Source organism: Xanthobacter dioxanivorans (assembly GCF_016807805.1).
GTDB classification, from domain to species: Bacteria; Pseudomonadota; Alphaproteobacteria; order Rhizobiales; family Xanthobacteraceae; genus Xanthobacter; species Xanthobacter dioxanivorans.
The window spans coordinates 4,191,238-4,203,800 of the sequence record NZ_CP063362.1; the positions used below are offsets into that span (position 1 = coordinate 4,191,238).

General features: G+C 72.0%; 5 protein-coding genes. 3 read left to right on the top strand and 2 right to left on the bottom strand.

Annotation, left to right across the window (positions count from 1 at the left end; genetic code table 11):
- Positions 1 to 3: 3 nt before the first annotated feature.
- From EZH22_RS19560 to EZH22_RS19570, 3 genes are all read left to right on the top strand, one after another.
- The gene (locus EZH22_RS19560; RefSeq protein ID WP_231711055.1) at positions 4 to 783 is read left to right on the top strand and encodes a queuosine precursor transporter; all 780 of its coding nucleotides are present in this window, start codon (positions 4 to 6) and stop codon (positions 781 to 783) included.
- A gap of 157 nt (positions 784 to 940) precedes the next feature.
- Entirely contained in the window at positions 941 to 2,344 is a 1,404-nt protein-coding gene (locus tag EZH22_RS19565) for a glycosyltransferase (protein ID WP_203192140.1), read from the top strand.
- Complete coding sequence (locus EZH22_RS19570; protein ID WP_203192141.1) at positions 2,341 to 3,540, top strand: glycosyltransferase; 1,200 nt, start codon at positions 2,341 to 2,343, stop codon at positions 3,538 to 3,540. Before EZH22_RS19565 ends, EZH22_RS19570 begins: the two co-directional genes overlap by 4 nt.
- A gap of 6 nt (positions 3,541 to 3,546) precedes the next feature.
- On the opposite strand, the gene EZH22_RS19575 is transcribed toward EZH22_RS19570, so the two are convergent.
- Entirely contained in the window at positions 3,547 to 4,875 is a 1,329-nt protein-coding gene (locus tag EZH22_RS19575) for an aminotransferase class I/II-fold pyridoxal phosphate-dependent enzyme (RefSeq protein ID WP_203192142.1), read from the bottom strand.
- A complete protein-coding gene (locus tag EZH22_RS19580; protein WP_203192143.1) occupies positions 4,872 to 12,254 on the bottom strand; it encodes a type I polyketide synthase in 7,383 nt (2,460 codons plus the stop codon). The genes EZH22_RS19575 and EZH22_RS19580 overlap by 4 nt, the downstream gene beginning before the upstream one ends.
- Between the last annotated feature and the right edge of the window lie 309 nt (positions 12,255 to 12,563).

The window sequence follows — 12,563 nt, forward strand, 5'->3', positions numbered from 1 at the left end:
CCCGTGAAACCCTTCCCCGAAGATGCCATCCCCTCCGTTCCGGGGGTGCGCGAGCCGTCCGGCATCCGCGCCGTCGAGGCAAGCGCCCTCGAAGGGCGGCGCCTGCGCTATTACGATTATTGCATGGTGGCCTTCTCGGTCATCCTCATCTGCTCCAACCTCATCGGCGCGGCGAAGGTCTCGGTGGTGCAGGTGCCGTACATCGGGCCGGTGATCTTCGGTTCGGCAGTGCTGTTCTTTCCACTCTCTTACGTGCTCGGCGACGTGCTCACCGAGGTCTACGGCTATGCCCGCGCCCGGCGCGTGGTGTGGGTGGGGTTCGTCGCCTCCATCTACGCGGCGGCCATGGCGGCCGCGGTGGTGGCCATGCCGCCGGCCCCCGGCTGGCCGGCGCAGGATGCGCTGACCACCGTCTTCGGCCAGACGCCGCGCATCTTCGCCGCCTCCATCCTCGCCTTCTGGTGCGGCGAGTTCGTCAACGCCTATGTCCTTGCCTTGATGAAGGTTCTCACCGGCGGCCGCCACCTGTGGACGCGCACCATCGGCTCGACCGTGGTGGGGCAGGCCGTGGACAGCCTCATCTTTTATCCGCTGGCCTTCCTCGGCGTATGGGAGACGCATCTCGTGGTCGCCGTGATGGTGAGCAACTACCTGATGAAGGTGGGCTGGGAAGTGCTGCTCACCCCCGTCACCTACAAGATCGTGGCCTTCATGAAGCGGCGGGAGGGGATCGACGTCTATGACGTGGGAACGGATTTCACGCCGTTCCGCACCAAGGTCTAGCCGCCCAGCGCGATGGCCGTGGCGATTTTTGATCGCGCAAGCTGGATTGCCGTACCGTTCGGTGTTAGCAACCTGAGGTACGGGGAAGGCAATTCCACGTGATCCGCGGGCCGTGCCGAAGCTGGCCGGATCGCCACGCGTCACGACACAGGGGCCGATGCGCCAGTTTCACGATCACGACCACCTGCCGCATCCCTTCCGGCCCCTCAGGGTGGCTCTGTTCGTCCATGCCTTCTATCCCGACCATGTCTATGGCACCGAAGCCTATACCCTGACGCTGGCGCGGCGGTTCGCGGAGCTTGGCCACCTGCCGGTCGTGGTGACCGCCCGCGAGGCGGGGGAGTCGCCCCAGGCGGAGGAGGTCGAGCGCTACGTGCATGCCGGCATCCCGGTGCTGCGCATCGACCGCAACCGGACGCCGCCGCGCTCGGCGCGGGACAGCTACGACCAGCCCTCCCTCGTGCCGCTCCTGACCCGCATCCTGCGGGAGATCGCGCCGGACGTGGTGCATGTCTGCCATCTCGGGAACTTCACGGCGGTCCTGCCGGAGGTGACCGCCGCGCTGGGCATTCCCACCTTTGCCACGCTGACCGACTTCTTCAACATCTGCCTCACCGCGACGCTGGAGATCCCCGGCGGCGGGCTGTGCCGCGGCCCCGATGCGGCGCGCCTCAATTGCATGCGGTGCGGCCTCTCGCTCAGGGCGATCGAGCAGCCCACGCCGTTCTGGCGGGCCGTTTCCCATCCGGGGATGCGCGATTTCGCCGCCGCCTTCGCCGCCCGGCTGCACGTTTTCTTGCCGCCGCCGATCGGAACCGACGCGCGCGCGGTGGTGCGCCGGCCGGACGTGCTGAGGGCTGCCATGGGCCGCTACCGCGCCGCCATCGCCCCCACCGGCTTCCTGGAGGACGTATTCCGAGCCAACGGCACGCCGACGCCCCTCGTGCGCAGCGTGTTCGGCGTGGACATCGACCGGCGGCCGAAGCCGCCGCGGCCGGCCGGGCCCGTGCGCTTCGGCTTCATCGGCCAGCTCATGTACCACAAGGGCCCGCACCTGCTGCTCCAGGCGCTGCGGCTGCTGCCGCCAGAGGCCTTCACCCTCGACATCTGGGGCTCGGAGCAGCTCGCGCCCGACTATGCCCGCGATCTGCGGGAGGTGGCGGCGCCCATGCCGGTCACCTTCCGCGGCACCTTCGACGCGGCTGCAACCGCCGATGTGATGGCGGAGCTGGACGTGGCCGTCCTGCCGTCCACCTGGTTCGAGAATGCCCCGCTCACGCTGCTGAAGGCCCTCGCGACACATACGCCGGTGGTGGTCTCAGACGTGGCCGGCATGACCGAGTTCGTCGCCGAGGGGGTGAACGGTTTTTCCTTCCCCCGCGGCGACGTCGACGCCCTGGCGCAGGTTCTGCGCCGCTTTGTGGATGATCCGGGCCTTGCCCGCGCCATGAGCGCATCGACCGTGTTCGATCGCACCGAGCAGGACATGGCGCGCGACGTGCTCGATCTCTACGGGCGCTTCGGCGCGCTTCCGGCCCCGGCGAGCCGCGCGCCGGCATGAAGATCGCCCTGATCAGCTCCGGCTACCTGCCGGTGCTCGACGGCGTGACGGTGAGCGTGCACGAGCGGGTGATGCGCCTCGCCGCCCGCGGGCACCGCGTTCTGCTCCTCGCGCCGCGTCCCGGTCCCGCCCTCGGTGGCATCGGCGCATTGCCGGAAGGGGTCGAGCATGTGGCGCTCGCCAGCGCGCCGTTCGGCGGTGCCCATGGTGACCGAAATGCGGTGCACGCGGCTCACGGCGAGATCGAGACTGCCCTCGCCGCCTTCCGGCCGGACGTGATCCACGTGGACGAGCCGGAGCGCCTCGCCCTCGGGCTGAAGCGCATTCCCGCCCGCGCCTATGCGCGCCGCCACGGCGTGCCCAGCATCGCCTTCTTCCACACGAATTTCGTGGACTATGCGGTGGGCGATGGCGCCTTGCGGCCGCTCGGCGCCATCGGGTGGCGGGCGGTGGCGCGGCTCTATGCGCTCTATGACGCGACCCTCGTGCCCAGCGCCGAGACCCACCGGCGGTTGGAATCCTTCGGGCTCCGCACCGGCGTGTACGGCCGGTTCAACGGCGCGGACACCTCCCTCTTCACGCCGGCCTTACGCCAGCCGGGCTATTGGGCGCGGGAATGGGGGCTGCCGGAGATCGACGGTCGCTTCGTGCTGCTCGTCGTGGGGCGGCTCACGGCGGACAAGGGATGGCGCTTCTGGGAAGGGGCGTTGCCCGCTTTGGGCCGGCGGCTCGGCGACCGGCTCGCCGTCGTGGTCGCGGGGGAGGGAGCGCTCCGGCCCCGTGTGGCGCAGCTCCTCGCCACCGCCGTCCCCCAAGGGCACCTGCTGGGGGCGGTGCCGCGGGCGCGCATGCCGGGGCTGCTCGCCAACGCCGATCTCTACGCCACCGCGTCGCGCCACGAGAATGCGAGCCTGGCGGTCTATGAAGCACAGGCCAGCGGAACGCCAGTGATCGCTCCGCGCGCCGGCGGCCTTCCCGACCAGATCGCCGACGGCCGCACCGGCCTCCTGTTCGAGCCGGCGGACCTTAAGGGCTTCGTGGCTGCGGTGGCGCGCGTTGCGGAACATGCGGCGGTTCGGGCCGAACTGCGCGAGGCGCTGGTGGCGCACCGGAATTCCATCGGCTGGGATGCGGCGGTCGCGGCGTGGCTCGAAGCCGTGGAGGGCATCGTCGCCCGCAACCGGCGTGTCGCGTGAAGGCGGTCAGAACCCAACGATACCGAGCCGCGCGCCCTCTTCCCGAAGGGCGTAGAGGGCCGCGTCGAGATGCTCCGGCCGGTGGGCCGCGGAGATGAAGAAGCGCAGCCGCGCCGAGCGGTCGGGAACCCCCGGCGGCAGCACCGGGAAGGCATTGATACCGCGCTCCAGCAGCTTCTGCGCCAGCAGCACGGTCTTGATGGTCTCACCCACCATCACCGGCACGATGCCGGTGCCCCAGGACGTTCCCACGTCGAAGCCGGCGGCCGCCGCGCCATCCCGGAAGGCGATGCTGTTCGCCTGGAGGTGGGCGACGCGGCCCGGCTCCTCCAGCAAGATGGCGAGGGCGGTGCGCGCCGCTTCCGCCACCGGCACCGGCAGCCCCACGCTGTAGACCATGCCGGGTGCGAAGGCCTTCAGGTAGGCGATCAGCGCCGAAGGTCCGGCGATGTAGCCGCCGCAGCTGACCAGGGTCTTCGACAGGGTGCCGAACCAGATGTCCACGCCGCGCGGGTCCACGCTTTGATGTTCCGCAAGACCGCGCCCGGTGCGCCCGAGCACGCCGAGCCCGTGGGCGTCGTCGATCATCAGCCAGCAGCCGAAGCGTTGCTTGAGCGCCACCAGGCGCTTCAGGTCCGGCCCGTCCCCGTCCATGGAAAAGAGGCCCTCGCTGATGAGCAGCACGCGGGCGAAATGGTCGCGGTCGCGGGCGAGCATCGCTTCCAGCGCGTCGAGGTCGTTGTGCGGGAATGAGCGGCGCGTGGCGCCGGAATACTGGGCGCCGAGCACCACCGAATTGTGCATGAGGGCGTCGGTGACGATGAGGTCCTTGGGACCCATCAGGGTCGGCAGCACGGCCAGCGGCGTGGCGTGCCCGCTGACGAAGGCGAGCGCATCCTCCGCCGCGTAGACGCCGGCCAGGGCCTCCTCCAGCGCGCGATGCGCCGGCCGCTCACCTGCCGACAGGCGGCTCGCCGAGACGCTGGTGCCCCACGCCTCCGCCGCCTCGACCACCGCCCGGGTGATGCGCGGGTCGCCGTTGAGGCCGAGATAGTCGTAGGAGGCGAAGTTGACGATCTCCCGCCCGGCCATGCGCGAGACGGCGCCGGCCCGTGCCTCGTGCAGGCGGTGGTAGGGGTTCTCGATGCCCAGCACCTCGGCGGCGGCGCTCTGGGTCCGCAGTTCCGCGAACCGGGGCAGGGTGGAGAAGGAGAGGAGCGCGTCGTGGGCCGGGCTGGCGGGAAGAGCGGCGGGCGCCGTGGGCCGGGGCCCCTCGCGCATCTCGTTCATCAGCCGGGCCAGTTCCGCGTCCGACAGGCCGCCCCGCGCGGTCACGGGAGGCCTCCCGCCGTCGTGCGCTTCTCCTCGATGGCGCCGAGCAGCGTGCCGGCGCCATCGGCATCGAGGCGGATGCCGTGCTGGGCGATCAGCGCGGCATCGGGTGCCGGAATGGCGAGTGGATCGGCGCCGTCCGTTGCGGCGGGCGCCTGCGCGGCCGGCGCGCCCCTGAGGCCGGCGAGGGCGAGGCCGGCGAGGTCCGCCAGCGTGCGCCCGCCGCCGATGCCGAGCAGCGGCAGTTCCAGGCCGAACTTCTTCTCCAGCGTCAGCCGCAGCTCCAGCGCCATGAGCGAATCCATGCCAAGGTCGGACAGCACGGCGCCGGCATCCACCGCGTCCGCCGGCAGGCGCAGGATGGCGGCGGTCTCGCGCGCCAGCACCTCGCAGAGCAGGCCGAGGGCTTCGGCGTCCGTCCGGCCTTCCAGCTGTTCCTGAAGGTTGCCGCTCTCGCCCGTGGTCCCGTGGGCCGTGCCGGCGAAGAGGCGGGGGAAGCTGGGCGTCTTCAGCACCGAAAGCTGGCTGGCGATGGCGGTCTGGTTCACCTGCGCGTAGACGTTCACCGGCTCGGCTTCGCCGCCCTGGGCCATCAGTCGCTGGAGGAAGGCCAGGGCGTCCCGCGCCGGGATGCCTGCCACGCCGGTCGCCCGCTGGAGGCGCAGCCCCAGCGCCTCGTCCTGGGCGAGGACGCCGGCATCGGAGATGGCGCCCCACGCGACCGCGAGGCCGCTCTCGCCCCGGGCGCGGCGATTGCGCACCACCCCTTCCAGGAAGGCGTTGGCCGCCACATAGGCGCCCTGGCCGGGGCTGCCGATCATGGCGGAGGCCGAGGAATAGACCACGAACTGGTCCACCGGATGGGCCTGCGTGACCCGATCGAGCGCGACCACGCCGTCCACCTTGGGGGCGAGGACGCTGGCGAGGCTCTCCGGCGTGAGATTCTGGATGATGCCGTCCTCCAGCACCATGGCAGTGTGGTAGATGCCCCGGAGCGGGCCGTGCTCGGCCACCAGCCGCGCGACGAGGGCGGCAACCGCATCCGCGTCCCGCGCGTCGAGCCGCTCGATCACGATGCGGGCGCCGGCGCGGCGCGCCGCATCGATGCGCGCCTCGATCTCGGGCGCGCAGGCCCCGGCGCGGGAGGCCACCACCACCACCCCCATCGTCCGCGCCGCGAGGAAGAGGGCGGTCTCGAACCCGAAGCCGCGCGTGCCGCCCACCACCAGATGCACCCCTTCGCGCAGGGCCAAAGCGGGAGCAGGCGCCGGCCGGACGCGGCCCTCCCGCGGCGGGCGGACCACGAGCTTGCCCACGTGCCGGGCCGCCTGCATTTGGCGAAAGGCGTCTTCCACCGCCTCCCCGGCCACGACGCGGTAGGAAATGGGCTTCAGCGTCCCGTCCGCGAAGGCCGCGCCAATGTCGCGCATCATCGCCTTCGCCCGGCCGGGATCGTGGGCGAGAAGCTGGTCGAGGTCGATGCCGAAATAGCTCAGGTTCCGCGCGAACGGGCGCAGGCCCACGGCGGTGTTGGCGAGGAAGTCGCGCTTGCCGAGCTCGACGAAGCGGCCGAACGGCTTCACCAGTCGCAGGCTTGCCGCCATCGCCGGACCGGCCAGTGAATTCAGCACCACGTCCACCGCGCCATAGGCCTGGGCGATCTCGCGGGCGAAGGCCAGGTCGCGGGAGTTGAACACGGCCTCGACGCCGAGAGCCCGCAGCAGCGCCGCCTTTTCCGGCGTGCCGGCGGTCGCGATCACGCGGGCGCCGCGGCTATGGGCGATCTCGACCGCGGCGAGGCCGACCCCGCCGGCCGCCCCGTGCACCAGCACCGTCTCGCCGGGGGCGAGCCGGGCGCATTCGACAAGGGCATACCAGGCGGTGGCGAAGGCCACCGGAACCGCGGCGGCCGCCTCGGGCGGCACCCCGTCCGGAATGGGGAAGGCGAACCAGGCCGGCACGGTGACGTGGGAGGAAAAGGCATCGGGGGCAAAGCCCATCACCGTATCGCCCACCTTGTGGTCCCCGGCATCGCGGCCGACCCGCACCACCGTGCCGGCGCATTCGAAGCCGAGGGAGGCGCCGGTGAGGCCCGGGCCGAGGATGTCGTCGTCGAGGGCGCCCAGCGCCAGCATCACGTCGCGGAAATTGAGGCCGGTGGCGGCGACCTCGATCTCGATCTCGCCGTCGGACGGCGCGATCCGGTCGGCCACGCACCATTCCATGGAGCCGAGCGCGCCCTGCTGGGGCACGTCGAGGCGAACCCTGAGCGTGTCCGAGATCTCGGCGCGCAATGCGCCGGCGCCGCGCAGCACCCGCGCGGCGCGCTCGCCCTGCCGGGTGGAGACGCGCTCTGTCTCCGGGCTGTCGAGGCGGACGAGGCCGAGCACGCGGCGGGCCGCCTCGGCATCGAAGGCATCCACGTCGATAAGGCGGATATCGAGGCCGGGGTGCTCGTTCATCGCCACGCGGGCAAAGGCGCAGACGGCGGTCGCCCGCGGATCGAGCGCGGCGCCTTCGGCCGTGCGGCCGCGCGCGGTGACGATCCACAGCCGGAAGGCGTCGCCGGCGGCACTCGCCTTCGCGAACACCGCCTTCAGGTCCATGAGGGCGGACGCGAGCCCTGTGCGGGCGGGGGGATCGGGCTCGAAGGCGACGGGCACCACCAGGGCGCCGCCGGTGGGCCGGGCAGGCAGGGCATCGCCGCTGCCGAGGAGGGTGGTGCCGGGCTCGGCCTCCCGGATGAGCTGCGCGAAGGCGCGCGCGGCACCGCTCCACAAGACGGCGACCGGTGCCGGCGCAGGCGCGGAGGCGGTTGCGGGCAGGGTGCCGGTGAGCAGCGCGGACGCGCCGTCCGCCAGCAATTCCGCCTCGTTGACGAGGCCGCCGATGCGCTGGAGGAGCGCTTCCAGCTCCGCCCGCGACGGCACGAGATGCGGTGCGGCGGAGGCGCCGAGCAGGAGGTCAAGGGCCGGATCGGGCGCCGGGTGCACCACCGCCAGGTGCGCGCCGGCGGCGAGGGCGGCGAGGCGCGCGCCCTCGGAGGGGTCGCCGCCGAACAGGCCGCCGGAGGCGACACCGACCACGACGTCGGCCGGTGTCGGGTGTGTGTCGTCCTGCGTCGTGTCAAGGAAGCCGAGGGCCCCCATGCCGGAGCGCGAGGCGATCCGATCGAAGGCCGCCCCGTCCGCCCCGGCCAGGGTGACGCGGATCGCATCCGCCTGCATGAAGGGCAGGAGGGTGCGCATGAGGCCCGCCGTCCAGGGGCGTGCGACGACCACATGCGGCCGCGCGGGCGCGCAGGCGGCGATCCGCGCCGTCACCGTGCGCCGGATGGCGTCGAGGCCGGCGCGGAAGGCGAGGCCGTCCTCCTCGAACTGCTCCGCCAGCGCCGCGGGCAGGCGCCACGGGACGCCCTTCTCCAGCGCGTCCGGCAGGCTCGCCTGGAAATGGGCGGCGAGCCGGATCTCCGCGTTCGCTTCCGGGAAACGCGCCACCAGGGTGCGCAGGAGGATGGTGGATGCGGGCAGCTCAGCCGGCAGCAGGCGCCAGCCCGGTCCCGCCGCGACGGCGAGGCCGTAGGTGGCGAGATGGTCCAGCAGGGGGGTGAAGCGGTCCTGCGCCTCCGGCGAAAGGCGGCCGTGCGCGACGAGGGTGGCGGGGGAGACGTCGTCGCCCACGGCGAGCCGCCGGGCAGTCTCGTAGGCCTGCGAGCGCACGAAGGCGCGCAGCAGCAGGAGGGCGTCGGTGGCGAGGGGCGGCGCGGGCGGCGCCGCGGGACCGGAGGCGGGCGCGGCCAGCGCGATGCGGACGGGCTCCAGCTCCATGCGGAACAGCCGTTCCGCGTCGTTGCGTCGGGCGAGGACCACCTCGCGCAGCACCAGCCCCTCCACTTCCGCCACCACCGAGCCGTCGGCGGCGATGAGGGTGATGTCCACCGAGGAGGTGAAGCGGTTCTCCCGCCGCCGGCGCAGGATGCTTTCGGTGACGGGGGTTCGCGCCTGCCACAGGCGCAGGGCGCCGATGCGCACGGGCAGGTGCGTGCGGACCTCGCCGTCGCGCAGCCGGGCATCGAGGAACAGGGGGTGGAGCGCCGCATCGAGGGAGGTGGGATCGATGACGTGCAGGTCCTGGAACATGCCGAGGGGAAGGGCGCCGGTGGCGAGGCGGCTCACGCTGCCGTCGTCGTCCCGCAGCGTCCCCAGCACCTTGCGGAAGCTCGGGCCGTAGTCCAGGCCGCACCGGATCGCCGCCGCATAGATGGTTTCGGCGGCGACAGCCCTCAACCGGCCCGGATCGGGCGGTGGCAGGCGCACCGGCTTGCCGGCGGCGGGGGCGAGATGGCCGGTGGCGTGGAGCGCGAATTCGCCGCCGCCCAGCCGCCGCCGGGCCCAGATCTCGCAGGTGTGGGTCGCCTCGTCGAGGCGGGTCGAGACCTCGCGCATGCTCCCCTCGGCGAGGGTGAGCGGGCGCAGGATGTCGAAGGCGGACAATTCCACCGGCACGGCGCCGAACGCCTCCCGGCCCACCGCCAGCATCATCTCCGCGAGGGCGGCGCCGGGCACGACCGCCTCGCCCTCCACCTTGTGGTCGGCGAGATAGGGGATGATCTGCGAGTCGATGAAGCCGAGCCACTCCGGCACGCCGGCGCTGACCCGCCGGCCGAGCAGGGGATGGGTCGGCGTGGCAGCGACCGTCGCCCCGTAGAGGTCGAGGGCCTCGGATGTGCCGGACAGGATGAAGCGCTGGCGCTGCCAGGGATAATGCGGCAGGGGCAGCGGCGCGCCCGGCGCCGGCCCGAAGGCGCGCGCCTCGTCCATGCGCATGCCGCGCACGAAGGCGCGCGCGGCGGTGGCGCGCACGGGATCGCCGTCGCCCTCGTCGTCGCGCTCCGACAGGCTGCCGAAGCATTCGGCCGCATAGCCGGCCTGCCTCAGGGTCTCGCCCGCCGCCGAGACGAGGATGGGGCGCGGGCCGATCTCCAGGAAATGGGTGCCGCCCAGCGCTCCGGCCCGCGCCAGGGCGTCGGCGAAGCGCACCGGGTTGCGGATGTTGCGCCACCAGTAGCTGGCGCCCAGCGCCGTGCCCGGCAACACGTCGCCGGTGACGGTGGAGACGAAGGTGATGCGCGTGTCGCGGGGGGCGAGTGCCCGCAGGTCGTCGCGGATGCCAGCCTCGGCCCCGTCCAGCAGGTGGGAATGGAAAGGATAGTCGATGCCGAGCTGCACCGTGGCGAGGCGACGGAGCCGGGCCGCCTTCTCCGCCAGGACGATGGCCTCCTCGGAACCGCTGAGGGTCACCGAGCGCGGGCCGTTCACCGCGGCGATCTCGAGGTCCGCGCTGCCGAGGTCGTCGACGAAGGCGGCGGCCTGCTCCTCCCCTGCCGCCAGGGCGATCATCCGGCCGCGGCCGGCCACGCTTTCCTGTCGGAGGCTGCGGTGGTGGATGAGATGGACCGCCGATTCAAGATCGAGCGCGCCACTTGCCAGCGCCGCCGCCACGTCCCCGACGCTGTGGCCGAGGACGATATCGGGCGCCAGGCCTTCCTCCGCCAGGGCGGCGGTGGTCGCGGTCTGGATGGCGAAGATGAGTGGCTGGGCCACCGAGGTGTGGGCGATGCGATCGGCGAGGTCGCCCGCGTGCAGCGCCGCGACGAGCGACCATCCCCCGACCTGCATGTAAAGCCGGTCCACCTCCCCGAAGCAGGCGCGGTAGGCGGCGTTGCGGGCGTAGGCGGCGCGGCCCATGCCGACCCACTGGGCGCCATTGCCGCTATAGACGAACACGGCCTTCCCGGTCCTCGGCGTCGCCTTGCCCGAGGCCACGCCCGGCTCCGCGAGGTCGCCGCGGGCGAAGCGGCGCAGGGCGGAGGCCATCGCCGCCGGTTCGCTCACCGGCACGGCGAGGCGCTGGTCGAGGAGGTCCCGCTGGTGACGGGCGGCGCCGGCGATCTCCGCTGGGGCGGCATCGCCGGCCTCCAGGCGCCCGGCATAGGCGCCGGCGAGGGCGCGCAGCGCGTCCTGCGACCGGGCAGAGAGGGCCAGGAACCGCGCCGAAGCGGGTTCCGGCGTGGTGTCCGGCAGGGCCGGCAGGTCGTCCGGAGCGCGCAGCACCACATGGGCATTGGTGCCGCCGAAGCCGTAGTTGCAGATGCCGGCGAACGGCGTGCGGACCGGGTCGAGGATCGTCTCCGCCCGCGCCGGATCGAGGTTCAGCTCGGTGAAGGGAATGTTCGGATTGAGCTGTTCCAGGTGCAGCGTGCGCGGCAGCACGCGGTGCTTCAGGGCCAGCGATGCCTTGAGGAATCCGGCCAGGCCCGACACGCATTCCAGGTGGCCGATATTGGACTTCACCGAGCCCACCGGAAGCGGCGCCGCGCGCCCCACGGCGAGGGCGCCGCCGATGGCGCGCGCCTCGATGGGGTCGCCCACCGGGGTGCCGGTTCCATGCGCCTCGACGAAGGCGAGAGCGTCGCCGCCGATGCCGAGGCTGCGGTAGGTGGCGCCCATCAGCTCGCTCTGCCCCTCGATGGAGGGCAGGGAGATGCCGGAGGTCCGGCCGTCCGAGTTCACCCCGGCGGCGACCACCTGCGCATGGATGCGGCTGCCATCCCCCCGCGCATCCGCGCCGCGGCGCACGACCAGGGCGATGGCCCCCTCCGAGCGCACATAGCCGTCGGCGGCGGCGGAGAAGGGGCGGCAGCGGCCGGTGGGCGACAGCATGGAGGCGCGCGAGAAGCCGATGAACGGGGCCGGCGACAGCAGCAGGTTCACCCCCGCCACCACGGCGGTGTCGATCATCCCCGCCTCCAGGGCCGCCGCCGCCTGGGCAAGCGCCACGAAGGAGGACGAGCAGGCGGAGTCCACCGTGAAGCTCGGCCCCCGCCAGTCGAAGATGTAGGAGATGCGGTTCGAGACGATCGACAGGGAATTGCCTGTCATGAAATGGCTCTCGATCGCCGCCGGGTCGCCGGAGGCGCCGGCCTGGTAGTCCACGTTCGAGGCGCCCACATAGACGCCGATGTCCTGCCGGGCCGTTCGCGACGGCGGCAGGCCGGCATCCTCCAGCGCCTCCCAGACCACCTCCAGCAGCAGGCGCTGCTGCGGGTCGATCTGCTGCGCCTCGCGCGGGGAAATGCCGAAGACGGACGGATCGAACGCGAAGGGGTCCGCGATATAGCCGCCGGCAAAGGTGTAGCTGAAGCCCGGCTCTGTCCGCCGCGGATGGAGGGCCCGCTCCACCGGCCAGCGGCCGACCGGGGCATCGCTCACCGCCGAGCCCCCGGCGCGGAGCAGCGCCCACAGTTCCGTTACATCAGAAGCGCCGGGCAGCCGACACGCATGGCCAACGACGGCGATGTCATATGGAGAAGATCGGTTCAATGTTCTTGTCCGTGCCCCGGAAAAATTCAGTGTTCCAGAGCAGACGCTGTGACAATGAACGCGTTCATCATCCTGACTTCGTCAGCAGATTCCAGTTTACGTGCAAGTTCAATTTCTTCTCCGCAGTGCGGGGAAGTTGTGTTGCGCCCTGACCTTGACATGAACTTTCTCTCGTCGCCCAGTCTTTCAGCTATATCCCAGCACCGGAGGCTGGTCGAGGAAAAATCCGGTGCAATCATGGCGGGAGATCGGTCCCGATGCCCAAGACATGAGCATTTAGTCAGGTACCTCCGGGAGATATCACGCGAG

Bases quoted from the DNA above. Each gene is read 5' to 3' on its own strand.
- EZH22_RS19565 (WP_203192140.1), top strand. From the start codon at position 941: ATGCGCCAGTTTCACGATCACGACCACCTGCCGCATCCCTTCCGGCCC.
- EZH22_RS19570 (WP_203192141.1), top strand. From the start codon at position 2,341: ATGAAGATCGCCCTGATCAGCTCCGGCTACCTGCCGGTGCTCGACGGC.